The sequence below is a fragment of the Rahnella sp. CG8 genome (assembly GCF_023701875.1).
Classification (GTDB): Bacteria; Pseudomonadota; Gammaproteobacteria; order Enterobacterales; family Enterobacteriaceae; genus Rahnella; species Rahnella aceris.
On the sequence record NZ_JABAED010000025.1, the window covers coordinates 1 to 20,212 of the forward strand.

Consider the following 20,212-nt stretch of genomic DNA (forward strand, 5'->3'; position numbering starts at 1 on the left):
ACCAATGTAAGTGCAAACATCAACTTATAGATTCGCCATTAATACCCCACCCCAACCCTCCCCTTCGCAGGGGAGGGAGTCGTTCAGCGCGTTGCCTCCCACCTTCGCAGAAAAAGGAGTTAACTGCCTTAACGTCTCAACTCCCCCGCCGCCTCCGGCTGAAACAACAATTCCAGCACTTCAATCCGGCTGTTCTCGCCATTTGGCATTTCCCACGTGATGCTTCCGCCTACGCGCAGCCCCAGCAGGGCGGCACCTAACGGCGCCATCACCGACAGTTGCTCGTTGCTGTCTTTGAGCGCAGCCGGATACACCAGCGTGCGGATGTGTTCTTCGCCGTCTTTACCTTCAGTAAAGCGAACCTTGCTGTTCATCGTCACTACGTCGGCAGGGATTTCCTCGGGCGGCAAAATCTCGGCGCGATCTAACTCGTCATTCAGTGCGTCGGCGACCGGGCTGCTGGCAAACGCCGGTTGCGCCAGCAGTGTGTCCAGGCGTTCTGCGTCAAGTTCATTGATGATCAGTGTCGGTTTACTCATAACATTCTCCATGGTTCCTTTTGCATCACCCGCTTCATGCGAGTGGGGTGCCGGTCGGCAAAAAATAACACCCCTGCGGGTAAGCGCAGGGGTGTCGGTAATTTGCATGTGTTCTTTGATACTAGGCACTCTTAAGCGGAAATGAAAGCGTTGTGAGGGAATTAATCCGCATTGCGAAAAATCCGATTACCAGTGTAATACGCTGCTACACCCTGCAATATTCAGTGATATGGCGACTTAACTTTTCGTTTTGCGAATTGGATCTGCTCAGCGCATCGTATTTCCACTTCGAACTGGAAAAAGACCCTCTACACAGGAAATCTTACCGGGGTTAGGGTAAAGACAGACGAAATACACGGCTGAAAATAGTGGGCCGGGCAAGGAGAGAGGTAACCGCGAGTGAATAACGCAAGCGCATCTGTGAATGGGACCGGGCGGATTGAATTGAAAGATGCTGCGGCGATAACAGAGCAAGTATTAAAAGATATTCAGACAATGCAAAGTGCGAAGAATATCTACACCACCGATGTTCAGTTGCAGATGTTAACGTCACACGTTAAAGCCATGGTATTACGCTCGATTACCGGTGAGCCGTTGCCTGAAGTCGAAAAAGAGTTATTTGATGAAATCTCTGCCGACTCCATGCAAATGGCAGAGGACGTGGTGAGCTGGTTCGGGAATTTACCGATTGAGGAAGCGTATTTGCTCTCGGTACATTTTGAAGTGGCCAGAGACAACGAGCCGAAATAATTTTTATTGAAATTTTAATACATTAATTAATGTGGAGATGTGAATCATGGGACAAGTATTAGTTGTGATCGGCGACCGTTTAGGTAAAGGCCAGAAAGTGGCAGCAGGCGTGGAAGCGGCTGGCGGAAAAGCCATTGTTGTCCCCGGTATGGCGGCAGACATGAAACTCGGCGACGTGATGAAAGCAGAAGGCGCGACCTTTGGTATTTCTTTCTGCGGCAGTGGCGGTGCAGGTGCGATTACCGCACAAAACAAATACGGATATAAAGCGAAGTACGGGATGCGTTCAGTTGATGAAGGTGTCACGGCGATTAACGAAGGCTGTTTAGTATTAGGGTTCGGATTTATGGATAAAGAAGAACTGGGTCAGCGTCTGGTTGAAGCTTATAACAAGAAGTATGGTCAGGCGTAATGAAGCAACAATTAACCACAACAGTCCGGGTTGAAGGAAAGGGCGAAAATAAGGCTGCCGCCTTTTCTTCCGCACTGAGTCAGGTTCAGAGAACGGTTCTCCAATCGTCTGCTAATAATGTCTTGCTGCGCATTGAACCGCAGGACGTCAAGGTAATAAAGGCAGAGGAGTCGGTTAAAAGAGAAAAGTTTCTGTTCTTTTTTCTGGCCAGGGAAAGAAAGAGTTATTACGTGGCGTTAGACATTACCGTCAACCTGACTGTTATTAATACGGAACAGGTAGTTTTTGTCACGAAATAAAAACGTTAGCTATAAATGACAAGGATATACTGATGTTTTTAATTATTTTATTTAAGTCGCTTATTATCGGCGGACTGGTTGGGGTGGGCGTAGGTGCGGGTGCCGCACGTATGTTCCATGCGCCAACCGTGCAAGGAATGGGGGCTTTTCGTACGCTTGGGGAATTAAACTCCTGTGAAGGCGATCCGGCTTCGCATTTCTCATTCGGTCTGGGCTTCTTCTTTAACGCCTGGGCATCTTCCGTGGCGGCAGGTTCTTTCACTCAGGACGTTGACCACCGCATCATTCCTCACTGGGCCACCGCTGCCCTGATGTTCAAAAACCGCAATGTCACTGAAACCCTGCACGACCCGCGCAAGATGGCGATTGCGGGCGGCATCATCGGCATGATTGTGGTGGCCTTCCTCAACACCACCGCGTCTGCCGTGCCTGCGGCGTTGCAGGTCACGGCCATTAAAGTGCTGGTGCCTGCGGCGAACCTGCTGGTGAACACCGTCATGCCGGTGATTTTCTGGCTGGCGGCGATCGATGCAGGACGTCGTTCCGGTTTCTGGGCCACCATTTTTGGCGGTCTGGCGCAGATGATCATGGGGAACGCCGTGCCGGGTCTGGTACTGGGTATCCTGATCGGTAAAGGCGTCGAAGAGAGCGGCTGGAACCACGTCACCAAAGTGATGATGGCGGCGATTATCGCGCTGTTCGTTCTTAGCGGTTTCTTCCGTGGTTTCGACGTCAAGCTGTTGCAATCCTTCATGCTGGACGTCCCGACATGGCTGAACGGCATTCACAACTCACTCAGCGGTAAGTAAGGGGAACATGACAATGGAAGAACAAGCCAAACGTGGTTTCTGGTACGCCGAGTGGTCGTTCCCGATTTTTGTCGGACTGCTGTCTTCCGGCGTTTTCGCCGGGACACACATGTATTACCTGTACGGCATCGGTGCATTTAACGAAGTGGCCTTTGTGTCGATGCTGCGTTCCGGCATGGATACCGGCGTGTACGGCGCAGTGGCGGCCTTTGGTGCCAGCTTCCTGTTTGCCCGCATCATCGAAGGTTCGCTGGTTGGTATTCTCGATATCGGCGGCGCGATCCAGACCGGTATCGGCCTGGGCGTTCCTGCAATGCTGCTGGGCGCCGGGATTATCTTCCCGGTGGCGAACTTTGCCGCCTCGCTGGTGACCGGCCTGATCCTCGGGTTAGCCGTCGGTTACATCATCATTCTGGCGCGTAAATTCACCATCAATCAGAGCAACTCCACCTACGGCGCTGACGTGATGATGGGCGCGGGTAATGCCTCCGGCCGCTTCCTCGGGCCGTTGATTATCCTCTCCGCAATGGCCGCATCGATTCCAATCGGTCTTGGCTCGCTGATTGGCGCACTGGGTTTCTATCTGTGGCAGAAGCCGATTACCGGTGGTGCCATTCTCGGTGCGATGGTGCTGGGCGCCATCTTCCCGGTTTCACTGTAAGAAGCAGTACATAAGCAGTAAACGGGCGTCAGGAACACTCCTGACGCCCGAGATTATGGAGAACGTCGTATGTATGACTTAATCATCCGCCAGGCATTACGCGCAGACGGCAGCCTGACTGATATTGCAATCCGCGACGGCAAATTCGCCGCCATTGGCACGTTGCCCTGCGGTGCCACCGCCCGCCAGACTCTCGATCTTCAGGGCAAGGTTTACGCCAGCGCGGGATGGATCGACTCCCATGTTCACTGTTACCCCAAATCGCCGATTTATCATGACGAAGCCGATCTGATTGGTGTGGCCTGCGGTGTCACCACCGTGGCCGATGCGGGCAGTACCGGCGCGAATGATGTCGACGATTTCTATCAGATTACCCGTGAGGCGAAAACCAACGTCTACGCGTTTCTCAATATCGCCCGCACCGGCATTGTCACGCAGAACGAACTGGCGGATATGACCCAGATCGACAAGGTCGGCGTGCGTGACGCCATCGCGCGAAATCCCAGTTTTATCATTGGCATCAAAGCGCGCATGAGCAGCAGTGTGGTCGGCCAGAACGGCATTAAGCCACTGGTGCGCGCCAAAGAAATTCAGCAGGAAAACGATGACCTGCCCCTGATGGTGCATATCGGTAATAACCCGCCGAACCTCGACGAAATCGCAGATTTACTGACCTCTGGCGACATCATTACCCACTGCTATAACGGCAAGCCGAACCGCATTCTCTCGCCGGAAGGCGTGCTGCGTGATTCCGTTAAGCGGGCGCTCAGCCGTGGCGTGCTGCTGGATGTCGGTCACGGCACCGCGAGTTTCAGCTTTGAAGTGGCAGAGCTGGCCATTAAGCAGGGCATTTTGCCGCACACCATCAGCTCCGATATTTATTGCCGCAATCGCCTCAACGGGCCGGTGCACAGCCTGGCGACCGTGATGTCGAAATTCTTCAGCGTCGGCATGACATTGCCGCAGGTGATTGATTGCGTCACCTCGCACGCCGCTGATGCGCTGCGTCTTCCTGCCAAAGGTCGTCTGCAAATCGGTGCCGACGCCGATCTGACCCTGTTCGAACTCCGTCAGGCGCCGCAGGTGTTTATCGATTCCGAAGGACAGTCCGTGAAGGGCGAAAGTTTGCTGGTGCCTCTGGCCGCTGTGGTCGCGGGCGTCACTCTGTTAACCGAAGAAGGGAAATCTGCTCATGTCTTCTGAACAATCGCTGTATGAAAAGTACCAGTTAAAACAAGTCATTAATGCTTCCGGTCGTATGACAGCGCTGGGCGTTTCCACGCCGCGTGAAGAAGTCGCAGCAGTGGTGAATACCGGTCTGAATCATTACTTTGAGATGAAAGATCTGGTGAACAAAACCGACGCTTACATCGCGAAACTGCTAAACGTCGAAAACGCGGTGGTGGTTTCCTGCGCTTCTGCCGGGATCGCGCAATCTGTGGCGGCGGTGATCGTCAAAGATGACGCCTGGCTGCTGGAAAACCTGCACGCCGCGCCACTGGAAATCCCGCACGATATCGTTCTGCCAAAAGGCCATAACGTGAATTTCGGTGCACCGGTCGCGACGATGGTGACGATGGGCGGTGGCAAGGTGGTAGAAGCCGGTTATGCCAACGAATGTTCTGCCGCACAACTCGCGGCCTGCATCACCCCGCGTACCGCTGCAATCATGTACATAAAATCGCACCACTCAGTGCAGAAAAGCATTTTGTCGGTTGCGGAAGCCGCTGAAGTGGCGCGTAAGCACAATGTGCCGCTGATCGTCGATGCCGCCGCGGAAGAAGATCTGACCTGTTATTACGAGATGGGTGCGGATCTGGTGATTTACAGTGGCGCGAAGGCCATCGAAGGGCCGACCAGCGGGCTGGTGCTCGGCAAAAAACAGTATGTCGAATGGGTAAAACTGCAATCGGGCGGGATTGGTCGTGCGATGAAAGTCGGCAAAGAAGGCATTCTTGGCCTGACGCAGGCTATCGAAAGCTATCTCACCTTGCCGAAAACCACCGGGCAGGAAATGGTCGACAAGATGACGCCATTTATCGCCAGCCTGAATGAAATCAGCGGTGTTACCGGACGCGTGGTCTGGGACAGCGCCGGACGTGATATCGCCCGTACGGAAATCACTTTCGATGAAGCGGTACTGGGCTGGAAAACCAAAGCCATTGTGGACGCCATGAAAAACGGCGATATCGCGATTTATTTCCGTGGCTACCGCGCCAACGAAGGCAAGATCGAAGTCGATGTGCGCAGCGTGACGCCGCCGCAGCTCACCATCGTCGCACAACGTTTTAAACAACTTTTCAGCGGAGACAAAGCATGAAGCTGACCCCAAATTTCTATCGTGACCGCGTGTGCCTGAATGTGCTGGCGGGCTCGAAAGACAATGCCCGTGATATCTATGAAGCGGCAGAAGGTCATGTACTGGTCGGTGTGCTTTCCAAAAATTATCCAGACGTCGCGAGTGCGGTGGCGGACATGAAAGAGTATGCCGCATTGATTGAAAACGCGTTGTCTGTCGGTTTAGGCGCGGGCGATCCGCGTCAGTCTCTGATGGTCAGCCAGATTTCAGCGCAGGTTCAGCCGCAGCACGTCAATCAGGTCTTTACCGGCGTCGGTACCAGCCGTGGAATGCTTGGGCAAAACGACAGCGTGGTCAACGGTCTGATTTCACCCACCGGTAAACCCGGCTTTGTGAAGATCAATACCGGACCGCTGAGTTCTGCTTCTGCGGACGCCATCGTGCCGGTGGAAACCGCCATTGCGCTGCTGAAAGATATGGGCGGCAGCTCGGTGAAATATTTCCCGATGGGTGGCCTGAAAACCCGTGATGAATTCGCTGCCGTGGCCCGTGCCTGTGCGGAACAGGATTTCTGGCTGGAACCGACCGGCGGTATCGATTTAGAAAACTTCGAGCCGATTATGGAAATCGCGCTGGCGGCGGGCGTCACTAAAATCATCCCGCATATCTACAGCTCGATTATCGACAGCGCCACCGGTAACACACGTCCTGACGATGTGAAAACCCTGCTGGTCAGCGTCAAAAAGCTGGTGGGCTGAAGGTTCTGACCTTTCCTGCGCGGTAAGCCGTCCGGGCACACTGATGTTGTTACCGGATGGCAAATATATTTACGCAATCAATCAACGAAGCGATAACATCACCTGATTCAAGGTATTTGCCGAAAACGGCAAACTGCGTTTATCGATGACTCTGTGGCAGTCGGCAGTTCGTTGTAAAGGGTGATCGCGCCGTAGCCGGAATAATATGGAAGAACAATGGTGAGATTTCCCAATCAACGTCTGGCGCAACTGTTTGATGCGCTGCAAACCGAAACGCTGCCTCAGGATGAACTGGCAAAACGCCTGTCGGTGTCGACGCGGACGGTCCGTGCGGATATCACTGCGCTTAATGAAATCATCGCGGACTATGGCGCGACCTTCGTACACAACCGTGGCAGCGGGTATCAGCTGCGCGTTGATGATCAGAGCCTGTTCTCGTCGTTGCAGCAATCGACACAACGTAAACCGAATCCGACGCCGCGTACGGCCGCAGAGCGGGTGAAGACGCTGCTGATCCGCTTTTTGACCTCAGCTTTTTCATTAAAGCTGGAAGATCTGGCTGATGAATGGTTTGTCAGCCGGGGAACCCTGCAAAATGATATGGCTGAGGTAAGGGAGCATCTGGCCCGCTATCATCTGAATATTGAAACCAAGCCGCGCTACGGCATGAAGCTGTTTGGTGCGGAGCTGGCAATCCGCGCCTGCCTGACCGACTTGTTGTTCCAGCTCGATGCCGAAGAACAGGCCAATCCGCTGCTGAAGGCGGAAAGTCTGGAGTCGGAAGCGCTGGTGCCGCTGACGCGCTTTATGCATCAGCTTCTGACGCAGTCTTCTATTCAACTGACCGACGAAGGTGAACAATATCTGATTCTCTATTGCGCGGTGGCCATTAAACGCATTGCCGGCGGTTATCCGCTGACTGATTTTGATGCTGAAGACGGTGACCCGGCGGTCAAACACGTTTCTGTGCGGCTGGCTGCGGAGCTGAAAAGTCTGGTGGGCAAGGAAATTCCGGCCTCTGAAGAAGCTTATCTGCGGGTGAATATCGCCGCGCGTCGCGTGCAGCAAATCCTGCCAACGGACATTAATGCTGACGATGACGAATCGCTGGTCGATTACATCCTGTCGTATATCAATTCGCACTATAGTTATGATTTACAAGGTGATAAACAGCTGCGCGCTGATCTGCTGACGCATATCAAAACCATGATTACGCGGGTGAAATACCAGATTAATATCCCCAACCCGCTGCTGAACAACATCAAACAGCATTACCCGATGGCGTATGACGTCACGCTGGCGGCGGTGTCGAGCTGGGGGAAATACACGCCGTACACCCTGAGTGAAAACGAGATTGGGTTTCTTGTGCTGCATATCGGCGTCGGGCTGGAGCGGCATTACAACATCGGTTATCAGCGACATCCGCAGGTGATGCTGGTATGCGACACCGGCAATTCGACCATCCGTATGATTCAGGCGCAGATTAGCCGCAAATATCCGCAGCTGGTGATGAAACAGGTGGTGACGTTGCGGGATTACGAACAACTGGAACACATCGACGAAGATTTCATCATCTCCAACGCCCGCATCAGCGAGAAGAATAAACCGGTGGTGGTGCTGTCGCCATTCCCGACCGAATACCAGATGGAGCAGCTTGGCAAGCTGGTACTGGTTGATCGCACCCGGCCTTATATGCTGGAAAAATTCTTCGACGAAAAACACTTCATGATCATCGATGAACCGATGACGCAGGCGGAGTTATTCCGCCATGTGTGCTCTCAGCTGGAAGCCGAAGGCTACGTCGATCAGGCGTTTTATCCGTCGGTGGTTGAGCGCGAGGAAATTGTCTCGACCATGCTGGGGGAAGGGATTGCGCTGCCGCACTCGCTGGGGCTGCTGGCGAAGAAAACCGTGGTGATAACGTTGCTCTCTCCGCAGGGCATTGCGTGGGGAGAAGGGGAGACAGCACACGTGATTTTCCTGCTGGCAATCAGCAAGGCAGATTATGAAGAGGCGATGGCGATTTACGATTTGTTCGTGACGTTTGTGCGGGAACGCTCAATGAGCCGTCTGCTGAGCAGCGAAAACTTTGAGAGTTTCAAGGCCATTGCAATCGACTGTTTAAGCCGCATTTAATACGGCTCAAAGAGTGCGTTAATTATCAGTCTTCATCAAAACCTGAATTAATCAGATTTACCACTGCCGTCAATGCCTGTTCTTCATCGGGGCCGGTGGCTTCGATTTCGATTTTCTGACCTTTCGGGGAATCGAGCATCAGCAGCGCGATGACACTGCTGGCTTCCGCTTCAATGCCCGTGTCGTTGCGCAGCATCACTTCTGATTCAAAGCTCTGCACCAGTTCAAACAACTTCATTGCCGGGCGGGCATGCATACCCAACCGGTTTTTGATTTCTACCGTTTGTTTCACCGTCATGATTTGCGTTTTTCCAGCGTGCGATGGCGGGATTGCACATTTTTCCCGCGGGAACGGAAATAGTCGGCCAGTTGCTCTGCGATATAGACCGAACGGTGTTTACCGCCGGTACAGCCAATGGCGACGGTCAGATAGCTGCGGTTGTTCGTTTCCAGCATCGGCAGCCATTGTTCGAGGTAGCTGCGGGTCTGGTAAATAAAGTTGTGCACTTCAGTATGACGGTCAAGGAACGCCGCGACCGGCTTATCAAGGCCTGTCATCGGACGCAGTTTCGGATCCCAGTGCGGGTTTGGCAGAAAACGCACATCGAAAACATAATCCGCATCAATCGGAATGCCGTGTTTGAAACCGAAGGATTCGAACACCATCGTCAGTTCGCGCTCGCGTTTACCCAGCAGACGGGTACGCAGCATTTCTGCCAGTTCATGCACGGACATTTCGGAGGTGTCGATGATCAAATCCGCAGACGAACGCAGTGGTTCGAGCAGATCGGCTTCTTCATCAATGGCACTTTCGAGGGACAGATTTTTGCTGGAAAGCGGGTGCAGACGACGGGTGTCGCTGTAGCGGCGGATCAGAGTATTGCGGTCGGCATCAAGGAATAACAACTGCGGTGAGAAGCTCTCCGGCAGTTGTGACATCGCATACTCATAAACTTCCGGTGTTTCCGGCATGTTACGGACGTCAATGCTGACGGCCGCTGATGTATTACGTTCAACAAGGGTCTGGGCAAGCTGCGGCAATAACACCACCGGCAGGTTGTCCACACAGTAAAAACCCATGTCTTCTAGTGCCCGTAGGGCAACCGACTTCCCGGAACCGGAACGGCCGCTGACAATCATCAGCACCATGGTGTCACTCCCCTGGCATTCAGTGTGCAGAATTCATTTTCCCGGCACTGTACCGGGAATCAGCAATTTATTCGTTTTCAGTCATTATCTGGAACAGTTCTTCGTCACTTTGCGCGCCACGCAGACGGCGACACACTGTTTTATCAGCTAATTTCTTAGCGACTAAAGATAATGTATGTAAATGGGTTTTACATTGATCTGCCGGTACCAGCAAGGCAAAAAGCAAATCTACCGGCTGATTATCGATGGCGTCAAAAGCAATCGGTTGTTCAAGCTGAATGAATACGCCGACGGCACGTAAAGTGTCTTCTTCCAGCTTACCGTGCGGGATGGCGATCCCGGCACCGATCCCGGTGCTCCCCATACGTTCACGGGTCAAAATGGCGTCAAAAATCACCTGCGGCGACAAATTTAATTGTTTGGCGGCCAGCTCACTGATGATTTCCAGTGCGCGTTTTTTGCTGGCGCAATGAACGCCGCTTTTGGTGCATTCGGCATTAAGCACCGACGTTAATTGCATTGCAGTATCGTTAATCATGTCATCTTTCACTTTTGCGCTGTTTCACCCTTAAAGCTATATCGGCTCGTTTCCCGAAGGTCACAAGCCGATGCCCGAAGGTTTGTAGCACAGGGTTGGCTACATGAATGTCAGTGCTGTTTCAGTTTGTCTTTATGTTTATTCAACTGTCGGGCCAGTTTATCAACCAGTCCGTCAATCGCTGCGTACATATCCTGATGTTCCGAGGTGGCATGTAATTCGCCTCCGTTCACATGCAAAGTGGCTTCCGCTACTTTCTGCACCTTTTCCACGCTCAACACCACATACACCTGATTAATCCTGTCGAAATACTGCTCAAGCTTAGCCAGCTTCGACGTGATGAACTCTCTCAGGGGATCCGTGATCTCAATGTGATGTCCGGTAATGTTGAGCTGCATAATGTCTTCCTTCTCTGTTGAGGTCAAACTAACTGTTTACGTTGGTTTGAGGGCGGGATGGACAAAGACTCTCGGTATTTGGCGACAGTCCGACGCGCAACCATAATTCCCTGATCGGAAAGCAGGGTCGCTAACTTACTGTCACTGAGCGGTTTTACAGGATTCTCCGCTGCGATTAATTTCTTCACCAGCGCCCGGATCGCGGTTGACGATGCCTCGCCACCGCTGTCTGTACTGACATGGCTGGAGAAGAAATACTTCAGTTCGAAAATGCCACGCGGGCTGTGCAGGAACTTCTGCGTCGTCACACGTGAAATCGTCGATTCGTGCATTTCCACGGCACTGGCAATATCTGCCAGCACCATAGGTTTCATAAATTCTTCACCCAGTTCAAAGAACGCCTGCTGCTGCTCAACGATGCAGCGCGTCACTTTCAACAGCGTGTCGTTACGGCTTTCCAGGCTTTTGATTAACCACTTGGCTTCCTGCAGATTGCTGCGGATAAATTGCCCGTCGCTGTCGCTGCGTGCGGAATTCCCCATCGCGGCGTACTGCTGGTTAATCTTCAGACGCGGAATGCTGTCGGAATTGAGTTCTACCGCCCAGACACCTGACACTTTACGCACCAGCACATCCGGGATCACGTATTCGGATTCGCCGGTGTTGATAGACTGGCCCGGACGCGGATCAAGAGACTGGATCAGGAGCATCGCTCCTTTCAGTGTATCTTCTTTTAACCGGGTTGATCGCATAAGTGCGCGGAAATCATGGTTCGCCAGCAAATCGAGATGTTCGCTGATGATAAGACGGGCTTCAGTGATGAAAGGCGTGTCAGTCGCATATTGAGAAAGCTGGATCAGCAGGCAGTCGCGCAGGTCACGGGCGGCCACACCCACCGGATCAAAACGCTGAACGCGCTTAAGTACGGCTTCGACTTCGTCCATGGTGACATTTTCATCACCGACGCTTTCGAGAATGTCGTCAAGGGAGACGGTCAGGTAACCGGTGTCATCCACTGCATCGACGATTGAGGTGGCAATCGCGGCATCGGTATCAGAGAACGGCGTCAGCTCGACCTGCCACATCAGGTAATCCTGAAGTGTCTGCGTGGTTTCGCCCTGGTAAATCGGTAGCTCATCGTCGCTGTAATCATTGCCGGTGCCTGACGGCGTGCCTGCGGTGTAAATCTCATCCCAGGTGGCGTCCAGCGGCAACTCTTCCGGCATGTCTTTCTGCTCGAGTGCTTCGCGGGTGTCTAACCCTTCGCTGTCGGTGGTTTCTACCGAGTCGATTTCTTCATGAAGGTCGGTTTGTTCCAACAGAGGGTTGCTCTCCAGCGCGAGTTGGATCTCCTGCTGGAGCTCAAGCGTGGATAGTTGCAACAAGCGGATGGCCTGTTGTAACTGAGGAGTCATTGCCAGTTGTTGGCTGAGTCTGAGTTGCAAACCTTGCTTCATATCTTGGCTTAATTCCGTTGATGAGTGAAAACGGCAACACTTCTGTCAGAGACGGCCTGTTTCAGTGTAGGTTGAAACAGGCACGGTTCCGGCGGCACAGATCACAGACGGAATTCTTCACCAAGATAAACACGTTTAACTTGTTCATCAGCAAGAATGTCGGCTGGCGTGCCGTGGGCGATCAATTTCCCCTGACTGACGATATACGCGCGTTCACAAACGTCGAGTGTTTCGCGAACGTTATGGTCAGTGATCAGTACGCCGAGGCCGCTGTCACGTAAATGCTCAATGATTTTTTTGATGTCGATAACGGAAATCGGGTCAACCCCGGCGAACGGTTCATCCAGCAGGATGAATTTAGGGTTCGCTGCCAGTGCACGGGCAATTTCAACACGACGGCGTTCACCACCAGACAGTGACTGACCGAGGTTATCGCGCAAATGAGAAATATGGAACTCTTCCATTAATTCATTAGCGCGGTCATTACGCTGTTCTTTGGTCAGATCGTCACGGATCTGCAGCACCGCCATCAGGTTATCAAATACGCTCAGACGACGGAAAATGGAGGCTTCCTGCGGAAGATAGCCAATACCGCGACGGGCGCGGGTATGCAGCGGCAGCAGGCTGATGTCTTCATCATCAACGATAATGCGGCCCGCATCGCGCTGGACGATGCCCACGACCATGTAAAAGGTGGTGGTTTTACCCGCACCGTTTGGCCCTAATAACCCGACGATTTCACCCGAGTTGACCATCAGACTGACATCTTCAACGACCTTACGGCCTTTGTATGCCTTTGCCAGATTCTCTGCGATTAATTTAGCCATAAAATATCAGTTACTCTTTTTGGTCGGCTGGCCGCCCGCTGCAGGCGTTTTTTGTTGCAGCTGCGAAGGTACCAGAACGGTCGTCACACGGTTACCTTTATCACTAAAGGCTTCCATTTGCTGTTTCTGTACCAGATAGGTAATACGGTCGCCTTTCACATTGCTGTCCAGTTGCTCAAGGTAAGCGTTGCCGGTCAGCGTGACGAGGTCATTTTCCACTTCGTAGCGGACTTTCTGTGCATGGCCTTTAATCGGCTTACCGTTATCCTGCATCTGGTAGAACGTCACCGGGTTGCCGTAACCTTCTACCACTTCTTTACCGGAAACCCCCTGCGGGCGGATGACGACCACTTTGTCGGCTTTAACCTGGATCGTACCCTGATTGACGACCACATTGCCGGTAAAGGTCGCGGTATTGGTATTGACGTCGAGCGCCTGGTTTGCTGAATCAATGGTGATCGGTTTCGTTGTATCGTCTTTTAAGGCAAATGCCGGAACGCTGACGGCTAACAATGAGCTGACGATCAGGAGATCACGGATTTTATTTTTTGCTTTGAATTTCATAAGAGGTCGTTACCTTTTCGATCAGCTCTGCTGTTTTGTCACGCAGATTACCACGCATTTTCATGCCGTTAGATGTAAAACCTGTACCATACAACGTCACTTCATCGTCTGAGGCAACGTCCTGTGTCGTCAGGTTAACCCGTGCATTGTCCGTTTTGATTCTTTGCAGCTGTGATGTCTCAGGTGTCAGGCTGTCTGCCTGCACATGCCCATAAAGATAGAGCATTTTATCCTGAGTCAGTTTCGCTTTATCAGAACGCAATACCCAGGTGGCTACTTTGTTCTTGTCATACATGGTCGCGACTGGATTGGTAAACCATGACACCTGATCAGCGGTGTAATATTTTACCTGGTCTGAAACCAGTTTATACGTCAGGCTGCCCATCGGGTCATACACCATCGTAACGGTGTGGGACGTCTGGTAAGTCGGATCCTGATCATTGACCGCTTGCGGAACATCATCGCTGTTGTCAGATAATGACCAGCCAATCAGCACCAGAACGATGGCAGTCAGCGCCAGAATAATCCAAAGTTTTGCTTTACTCATATCGACAGCCCTTTGGCGTCCTCCAGCTTACCCTGCGCCAGCAGAATCAAATCACACAGTTCGCGTACTGCACCACGTCCACCCGCTATACGGGTAACATAATGCGCTTTCGGTAACAGAACAGGATGTGCATCCTGAACCGCGACAGAGAGACCCACTTCGGCCATCACCGGCCAGTCAATCAGGTCATCACCAATGTACGCCACTTCTTCGGCCCGCAGAGACAGTGTATCTAACAGTTCGCGGAAGGCCAAAAGCTTATCAGATTGCCCCTGATACAAGTGGCGTATGCCCAGAGTTTTAGCGCGATCTTCCAGTAATTTCGCATTGCGGCCTGTAATAATCGCGACTTCGATATCGGATGTCAGCAGGCAGCGGATACCGTAACCGTCGCGAACGTTGAAACTTTTCAGCTCTTCTCCCTGATTTCCCATATAGATCAGGCCATCAGACATAACGCCATCGACATCGCAAATCAGCAGGCGGATTGCTTTTGCCCGTTCAAGCACTTGCGCACTGACCGGACCGTAGCAGGTTTCCACCAGGGCTGCGCTATTACTCATTCAGGGAATTCCTCAATTAAACTACGCCAGCGCGCAGCATATCGTGCATATGTAACACACCCAGCAACTGGTCACCATCAGCAACCATCACGCAAGTGATGTGTTTGTCCTGCATTAAATTCAGCGCATCAACCGCCAGCAGTGAAGGACGCACGCGGATACCGCCTGTCGTCATCACATCCGCAATCGATGCCGTATTGATGTTGACGCCCATATCAAAGATGCGTCGTAAATCCCCATCGGTAAAGATCCCTTCGATTTTCATCAAATCGTTGCAGATAACCGTCATGCCCAGATTTTTTCGGGTGATTTCCAGCAACGCATCCCGCAACGAAGCTTCACGGCTGACGTGCGGAATTTCATCCCCGGTGTGCATGATATCGCTGACGCGCAGTAACAGCTTGCGACCCAGTGCTCCGCCAGGATGTGACAGGGCGAAATCTTCCGGTGTGAAGCCGCGTGCTTCAAGCAGTGCGACGGCCAGTGCATCGCCCATCACCAGCACTGCCGTGGTGCTGCTGGTCGGTGCCAGACCCAGCGGGCAGGCTTCTTTGGGCACTTTTACACAAAGGTGAACATCTGCCGCTTTCCCCATCGTGCTTTCGGGGTTAGACGTCATGCAGATAAGCGTAATGCCCAGACGTTTGAGTACCGGTATCAGCCCCAGAATTTCATGGGCTTCGCCGGAGTTGGAAATCAGAATGACGACATCCTGCTTCGATACCATGCCCAGATCACCGTGGCTGGCTTCGCCGGGATGCACAAAGAATGCCGGTGTGCCCGTACTGGCAAAGGTGGCGGCCATCTTACGGCCGATATGACCAGATTTGCCCATGCCCATGACGACGACTTTGCCATTGCAGGCGAAGATTTTTTCGCAGGCGCGGGTAAAATCACCGTTAATGTATTGATCTAACTGCTCAAGTCCTTCACGTTCTGTTTTCAGCACATCATGTCCGACGGCCTGAAAATCAAAACCGGGGGCGAAGGTATCGTTAGCCATAGTGGGTTCCTGACAGAGTTCAGAAGGCAATGCTGTCCGGTAATAGAAACAGCACGGCCATATAAGCGATAAATCCACACAGCAGTAATGCACCGGCTAAATGTCCGATACGGTGTTTACGCATCAGGCATAGTCCGGAAAGCACCACGCTGACCGCCAGCATGACCCAATAATCGCGATGAAACGCGTCTGGGTTGAACGAACCTGGTGCTACCAGCGCGGGTAATCCCAGCACCAGGCAGGTATTAAAAATGTTTGCGCCGATAATATTACCCAGCGCGATGTCATCTTCGCCTTTGATAGCGCCGGCGATAAAGGTCGCCAGTTCTGGCAGACTGGTACCGATAGCAATCACCGTCAGGCCAATCACCAGTTCACTGACACCCAGATAACGCGCGATGACAGTGCTGTTATCAACGATCATGCCCGACGCCAGCGGCATGATGATAAAGCCCAGTGCCAGCCACAAAAATGCGACCGTATTGCTACTGTCTTGCGGAAGTTCGGACATTTGCTCGTAGGTCAGCGTATCCAGCCCCTCTTTTTCGGCGGCGCGGGCGATTTTTATCATCAGCATCACGAACACGCCTGCGCTGGCCAGTAGCAAAATGCCATCAAACCGGCTGAGTTCGCCGTCGCTTAACAGAAAACCACACAGTGCGGTGACCAGTAACAATAATGGGAGCTCGCGGCGTAATATATCAGAACGAACGGAAAGTGGATGAATCAGGGCAGCACCGCCCAAAATCAGAAGAATATTAATGATATTCGAACCAATTGCGTTTCCGACGGCCAAATCCATCTGATCGTTGATGGCGGCGGTGGTGGAAACCACCAGTTCAGGAAGGGATATTCCGACGCCGACGACAGTCATACCAATCACCAGCGGGGAGATGCCCATCGAGCGTGCCAGCACTGCGGCTCCGTACACCAGACGATCAGCGGCGTAAACTAACAGTAACAAGCCGACAATCATCAGTACGATAGCGAGAAGCATGAAACATCCTTTATTGGGTATAATGCGAGGTTCGTTGCCCTGGCGGGCAGGCGATTCCTTCGTCAACATGAGCTAAGGCGACATTTTGTCTGAAAATGACGCCTGCGGGTTCCTGTATGTTAGACGATGAAGGCTTTTATTTTAAAATGGTAATTCGTTGATTTTGACCGTCTGTGGCAGAAAAGTAAATCGATGGCAACTTTGGTAACGAAACCGGGGTAAGTTTTTGTAAAAATACCAAAGTTATACGATACCTTGTGCGTGTCAGACGTATTCTTAGCGAAAGCATTCCGAAGGGAAAAACTGAATGAGTCAAAGCGAATCGAATCTGGTTGAGATCAAAGGCATGAGTTTTGTGCGCGGCGATCGTCCCATTTTCGAAGAGATAAATATGACCGTGCCGCGTGGCAAAGTCACTGCAATCATGGGGCCTTCGGGGATCGGTAAAACCACCTTGCTGCGTCTGATTGGCGGACAACTTGCGCCCGACAGCGGCGAAATCTGGTTCGACGGCGATAACATTCCGACGTTGTCCCGTCGCAAATTGTACGAATCGCGCAAGAAAATGAGTATGTTGTTTCAGTCCGGTGCATTGTTTACTGACCTGACTGTGTTCGAAAATGTGGCGTTCCCGCTGCGTGAACACAGCAAATTACCGGAAGAATTACTGCGCAGTACGGTGACCATGAAACTGGAAGCGGTCGGGTTACGCGGTGCCGGTGACCTGATGCCTGCTGAATTGTCTGGCGGTATGGCAAGACGTGTCGCACTGGCTCGTGCGATTGCCCTCGACCCTGAACTGATCATGTTCGATGAGCCTTTTGTGGGACAGGATCCGATCACCATGGGCGTCCTGGTTAAACTCATTGATGAACTGAACCATGCGCTGGGTGTGACGTGCATCGTGGTTTCTCATGACGTTCCTGAAGTGCTAAGTATTGCTGATTACGCTTATATTGTGGCCGCGCAGCATGTGATTGCCGAAGGCACACCTGAGGAGCTGCAAAATAATCCTGATCCGCGTGTTCGTCAGTTCCTTGACGGTATTGCCGATGGACCGGTGCCTTTCCGTTTCCCTGCCGGTGATTACAAAACCGAGCTGCTCGGATGATGGAGTTCCCTATTCATGTTAATTAAGGCGTTAGCCTCAGTCGGGCGCCGCGGGATAAACACCTGTGCGTCTTTTGGCCGCGCCGGTCTGATGCTCTTTCGGGCATTGGTCGGTAAGCCGCAATTTGCCAAGCAGTGGCCGCTGTTGATCAAGCAGCTTTACAGCGTTGGTGTACTTTCCCTGCTGATTATCCTCGTTTCCGGCTTGTTTATCGGCATGGTGCTTGGTTTGCAGGGATATCTGATTTTAACCACCTACAGCGCTGAGGCCAGCCTCGGCATGATGGTGGCGCTCTCTTTACTGCGCGAACTTGGACCGGTGGTGACTGCTCTGCTGTTCGCCGGCCGAGCGGGTTCCGCGCTGACCGCCGAACTGGGGTTGATGAAAGCCACTGAGCAAATTTCCAGCCTGGAGATGATGGCTATCGATCCGCTGCGCCGCGTTGTTGCACCGCGTTTCTGGGCCGGTCTGATTTCCATGCCTTTGTTGACGGCGATTTTCGTTGCCGTGGGGGTTTGGGGAGGTTCGCTGGTGGGTGTGGACTGGAAAGGCATCGACAGCGGTTTCTTCTGGTCAGCGATGCAAACCGCGGTAGACTGGCGGACTGATTTACTTAACTGCCTGATTAAAAGCCTTGTTTTCGCTATCACTGTGACCTGGATTGCGTTGTTCAATGGCTATGATGCGATACCGACGTCCGAAGGGATTAGCCGGGCAACGACACGTACTGTGGTGCATTCGTCACTGGCGGTGCTGGGATTGGATTTTGTGCTGACAGCACTGATGTTTGGAAATTAAACCATGCAAACGAAAAAGAGTGAAATCTGGGTAGGCGCGTTTTTAATCATCGCATTGATTGCGGTGATCTTCCTGTGTCTTAAAGTGGCCGACATCCGTTCCATCGGCTCCGACCCGACTTACCGTATTTCTGCGGACTTCGACAATATAGGCGGCCTGAAAAGCGGTTCGCCGGTCAAAGTCGGTGGCGTGGTTATCGGCCGCGTCAGCAGCATAACGCTTGATAAAAACTATTCCCCACGTGTCGAAATGGATATCGACCAGAAATACAACCAGATCCCGAGCACCAGTACGCTGGCGATCCGCACGTCTGGTTTGCTGGGCGAACAATTCCTGGCGTTGAATATTGGTTTTGAAGACCCTGAAATGGGAACGACTATCCTTAAAAACGGCGGCGTTATTCAGGACACTAAATCAGCGATGGTTCTCGAAGACCTGATTGGCCAGTTCCTTTATAAGAGTGGCGACGGCAAGGCTGACCCTGACGCAACGGCGGCTCCTGCTGCGCCTGAAGGGAATGCTGCACCTGCACCTGACGCTAATACGGCGCCACAGCCGGCTGCCCATTAAGAATTTGCCATTACGGATTCTCCATAAAAGAGGAAATAAGTATGTTTAAACGTTTAGTGATCGCTGCACTGTTGGTGGTTATGGCTCCGCTGGCGAATGCTGCTGTGGACAAGACCAATCCTTACAGCGTGATGAATGAAGCAGCGAACAAAACCTTCACCCGCCTCAAAACCGAACAGCCGAAAATCAAGCAGGATCCTAACTATCTGCGCCAGATCGTTCGTGAAGAATTGCTGCCGTATGTGCAGGTCAAATACGCCGGCGCGCTGGTATTAGGCCGCTATTATCAACAGGCGACACCTGCACAGCGCGAGGCTTATTTCGCGGCGTTCTCTGACTATCTGCAACAGGCTTACGGTCAGGCGCTGGCGATGTACAACGGCCAGAGCTACACGGTGCAACCAGAGCAGTCCTACGCGGATAAAGATATCATTGCTATCCGTGTCACCATTACCGATCCGAATGGTCGTCCTCCGGTTCGTCTGGATTTCCAGTGGCGTAAAAACAGCCGCACAGGCGAATGGCAGGCATATGACATGATCGCCGAAGGCGTCAGCATGATTTCGACCAAACAGAACGAGTGGGCAGATATCTTGCGCCAGAAAGGTATCGAGGGTCTGACAGCGCGTCTGAAACAAGCCGCTGCTCAGCCGATCACGCTGGATAAACAACAATGAGTGAAGCCCTGCGCTGGGAATCGCAGCCGCCGCGACTGATGTTGCACGGTGAGTTAGATCGCGAAACGCTGGTGGCATTCTGGGATATGCGCAGAAAGCTGATGTCCGGCGTGACCTGTCTGGATGTTTCCGGGCTGGAGCGTGTGGATTCTTCCGGTCTGGCTTTCCTGGTGCATTTACGCGAGGAAGCCCGTCAGCAGGGGATTACGCTGACGATTGCGGGCATCACCGACAGGCTGAGAACACTGATTACCTTGTATAACCTTCAGGACATTATTCCGTCGGACACTACGGGCTGCTCTGTTGAATAAATATATGAGCAGTTCCCGTGAGTTAGGCTGCGGGATGTG

Annotated in this window: 26 protein-coding genes; 14 read left to right on the forward strand and 12 right to left on the reverse strand. The window is 52.5% G+C overall.

Annotated elements, in window-relative coordinates; translation table 11 throughout:
• Window positions 1-128: 128 nt before the first annotated feature.
• Window positions 129-539, reverse strand: coding sequence for a nucleoside diphosphate kinase regulator (gene rnk / locus HGO41_RS19925; protein ID WP_112198098.1), 411 nt, complete (start codon window positions 537-539; stop codon window positions 129-131).
• Window positions 540-938: 399 nt separating this feature from the next.
• On the opposite strand from rnk, the gene HGO41_RS19930 reads away from it, so the two are divergent.
• From HGO41_RS19930 to HGO41_RS19970, 9 genes are all read left to right on the forward strand, one after another.
• The gene (locus HGO41_RS19930; RefSeq protein ID WP_112198097.1) at window positions 939-1,289 is read left to right on the forward strand and encodes a PRD domain-containing protein; all 351 of its coding nucleotides are present in this window, start codon (window positions 939-941) and stop codon (window positions 1,287-1,289) included.
• Window positions 1,290-1,335: 46 nt separating this feature from the next.
• Entirely contained in the window at window positions 1,336-1,701 is a 366-nt protein-coding gene (locus HGO41_RS19935) for an SFCGS family glycine-rich protein (protein WP_013577270.1), read from the forward strand.
• Complete coding sequence (locus HGO41_RS19940; RefSeq protein WP_013577269.1) at window positions 1,701-2,000, forward strand: DUF4312 family protein; 300 nt, start codon at window positions 1,701-1,703, stop codon at window positions 1,998-2,000. The genes HGO41_RS19935 and HGO41_RS19940 overlap by 1 nt, the downstream gene beginning before the upstream one ends.
• 32 nt (window positions 2,001-2,032) lie before the next feature.
• Window positions 2,033-2,809 (forward strand): DUF4311 domain-containing protein, encoded by a 777-nt coding sequence (locus HGO41_RS19945; RefSeq protein ID WP_013577268.1) that lies wholly within the window; start codon window positions 2,033-2,035, stop codon window positions 2,807-2,809.
• Window positions 2,810-2,822: 13 nt separating this feature from the next.
• Window positions 2,823-3,470 (forward strand): DUF4310 family protein, encoded by a 648-nt coding sequence (locus HGO41_RS19950; protein WP_047605604.1) that lies wholly within the window; start codon window positions 2,823-2,825, stop codon window positions 3,468-3,470.
• 69 nt (window positions 3,471-3,539) lie between these two features.
• Window positions 3,540-4,673, forward strand: coding sequence for an amidohydrolase/deacetylase family metallohydrolase (locus tag HGO41_RS19955; protein ID WP_250981329.1), 1,134 nt, complete (start codon window positions 3,540-3,542; stop codon window positions 4,671-4,673).
• Window positions 4,663-5,790, forward strand: coding sequence for a DgaE family pyridoxal phosphate-dependent ammonia lyase (locus HGO41_RS19960; RefSeq protein ID WP_250981330.1), 1,128 nt, complete (start codon window positions 4,663-4,665; stop codon window positions 5,788-5,790). The genes HGO41_RS19955 and HGO41_RS19960 overlap by 11 nt, the downstream gene beginning before the upstream one ends.
• Window positions 5,787-6,527, forward strand: coding sequence for a 2-dehydro-3-deoxy-phosphogluconate aldolase (dagF, locus tag HGO41_RS19965; RefSeq protein WP_013577264.1), 741 nt, complete (start codon window positions 5,787-5,789; stop codon window positions 6,525-6,527). Before HGO41_RS19960 ends, dagF begins: the two co-directional genes overlap by 4 nt.
• A 216-nt stretch (window positions 6,528-6,743) precedes the next feature.
• The gene (locus HGO41_RS19970; protein ID WP_013577263.1) at window positions 6,744-8,663 is read left to right on the forward strand and encodes a BglG family transcription antiterminator; all 1,920 of its coding nucleotides are present in this window, start codon (window positions 6,744-6,746) and stop codon (window positions 8,661-8,663) included.
• A gap of 25 nt (window positions 8,664-8,688) precedes the next feature.
• Here the strand turns inward: HGO41_RS19970 and npr are convergent, their stop codons facing one another.
• From npr to HGO41_RS20025, 11 genes are all read right to left on the reverse strand, one after another.
• On the reverse strand, window positions 8,689-8,961 hold the full coding sequence (gene npr / locus HGO41_RS19975) for a PTS phosphocarrier protein NPr (RefSeq protein WP_013577262.1): 273 nt from the start codon (window positions 8,959-8,961) through the stop codon (window positions 8,689-8,691).
• Window positions 8,958-9,812 carry an RNase adapter RapZ gene (gene rapZ, locus HGO41_RS19980; protein WP_013577261.1) on the reverse strand — a complete coding sequence of 285 codons (855 nt, stop codon included), beginning with the start codon at window positions 9,810-9,812 and terminating at the stop codon, window positions 8,958-8,960. The genes npr and rapZ overlap by 4 nt, the downstream gene beginning before the upstream one ends.
• Window positions 9,813-9,879: 67 nt before the next feature.
• Window positions 9,880-10,362, reverse strand: a complete 483-nt coding sequence (ptsN, locus tag HGO41_RS19985) for a PTS IIA-like nitrogen regulatory protein PtsN (RefSeq protein ID WP_173362074.1) — start codon at window positions 10,360-10,362, stop codon at window positions 9,880-9,882.
• Between the two features lie 98 nt (window positions 10,363-10,460).
• Window positions 10,461-10,748, reverse strand: coding sequence for a ribosome hibernation promoting factor (gene hpf / locus HGO41_RS19990; protein ID WP_013577259.1), 288 nt, complete (start codon window positions 10,746-10,748; stop codon window positions 10,461-10,463).
• Between the two features lie 23 nt (window positions 10,749-10,771).
• Window positions 10,772-12,205 carry an RNA polymerase factor sigma-54 gene (rpoN, locus tag HGO41_RS19995; protein WP_013577258.1) on the reverse strand — a complete coding sequence of 478 codons (1,434 nt, stop codon included), beginning with the start codon at window positions 12,203-12,205 and terminating at the stop codon, window positions 10,772-10,774.
• 101 nt (window positions 12,206-12,306) lie between these two features.
• Window positions 12,307-13,032: an LPS export ABC transporter ATP-binding protein gene (lptB, locus tag HGO41_RS20000; protein ID WP_013577257.1), complete on the reverse strand. Its 726-nt coding sequence runs from the start codon at window positions 13,030-13,032 to the stop codon at window positions 12,307-12,309.
• Between the two features lie 6 nt (window positions 13,033-13,038).
• Window positions 13,039-13,596, reverse strand: a complete 558-nt coding sequence (lptA, locus tag HGO41_RS20005) for a lipopolysaccharide ABC transporter substrate-binding protein LptA (protein WP_013577256.1) — start codon at window positions 13,594-13,596, stop codon at window positions 13,039-13,041.
• The gene (lptC, locus tag HGO41_RS20010; protein WP_013577255.1) at window positions 13,574-14,143 is read right to left on the reverse strand and encodes an LPS export ABC transporter periplasmic protein LptC; all 570 of its coding nucleotides are present in this window, start codon (window positions 14,141-14,143) and stop codon (window positions 13,574-13,576) included. The genes lptA and lptC overlap by 23 nt, the downstream gene beginning before the upstream one ends.
• On the reverse strand, window positions 14,140-14,706 hold the full coding sequence (gene kdsC, locus HGO41_RS20015) for a 3-deoxy-manno-octulosonate-8-phosphatase KdsC (RefSeq protein WP_013577254.1): 567 nt from the start codon (window positions 14,704-14,706) through the stop codon (window positions 14,140-14,142). The genes lptC and kdsC overlap by 4 nt, the downstream gene beginning before the upstream one ends.
• Window positions 14,707-14,722: 16 nt before the next feature.
• Window positions 14,723-15,709 (reverse strand): arabinose-5-phosphate isomerase KdsD, encoded by a 987-nt coding sequence (gene kdsD / locus HGO41_RS20020; RefSeq protein ID WP_013577253.1) that lies wholly within the window; start codon window positions 15,707-15,709, stop codon window positions 14,723-14,725.
• 19 nt (window positions 15,710-15,728) lie between these two features.
• On the reverse strand, window positions 15,729-16,706 hold the full coding sequence (locus HGO41_RS20025; protein WP_121019667.1) for a calcium/sodium antiporter: 978 nt from the start codon (window positions 16,704-16,706) through the stop codon (window positions 15,729-15,731).
• 307 nt (window positions 16,707-17,013) lie between these two features.
• On the opposite strand from HGO41_RS20025, the gene mlaF reads away from it, so the two are divergent.
• The 5 genes from mlaF to mlaB are packed head-to-tail and all read left to right on the forward strand — an operon-like array spanning window position 17,014 to window position 20,173.
• Entirely contained in the window at window positions 17,014-17,817 is an 804-nt protein-coding gene (mlaF, locus tag HGO41_RS20030; RefSeq protein WP_013577251.1) for a phospholipid ABC transporter ATP-binding protein MlaF, read from the forward strand.
• Between the two features lie 15 nt (window positions 17,818-17,832).
• The gene (mlaE, locus tag HGO41_RS20035) at window positions 17,833-18,615 is read left to right on the forward strand and encodes a lipid asymmetry maintenance ABC transporter permease subunit MlaE (RefSeq protein ID WP_013577250.1); all 783 of its coding nucleotides are present in this window, start codon (window positions 17,833-17,835) and stop codon (window positions 18,613-18,615) included.
• Between the two features lie 3 nt (window positions 18,616-18,618).
• The gene (gene mlaD / locus HGO41_RS20040) at window positions 18,619-19,185 is read left to right on the forward strand and encodes an outer membrane lipid asymmetry maintenance protein MlaD (RefSeq protein ID WP_013577249.1); all 567 of its coding nucleotides are present in this window, start codon (window positions 18,619-18,621) and stop codon (window positions 19,183-19,185) included.
• Between the two features lie 41 nt (window positions 19,186-19,226).
• Window positions 19,227-19,862: a phospholipid-binding protein MlaC gene (gene mlaC, locus HGO41_RS20045; protein ID WP_013577248.1), complete on the forward strand. Its 636-nt coding sequence runs from the start codon at window positions 19,227-19,229 to the stop codon at window positions 19,860-19,862.
• Entirely contained in the window at window positions 19,859-20,173 is a 315-nt protein-coding gene (gene mlaB, locus HGO41_RS20050; RefSeq protein WP_013577247.1) for a lipid asymmetry maintenance protein MlaB, read from the forward strand. The genes mlaC and mlaB overlap by 4 nt, the downstream gene beginning before the upstream one ends.
• The last annotated feature ends 39 nt before the right edge of the window (window positions 20,174-20,212 follow it).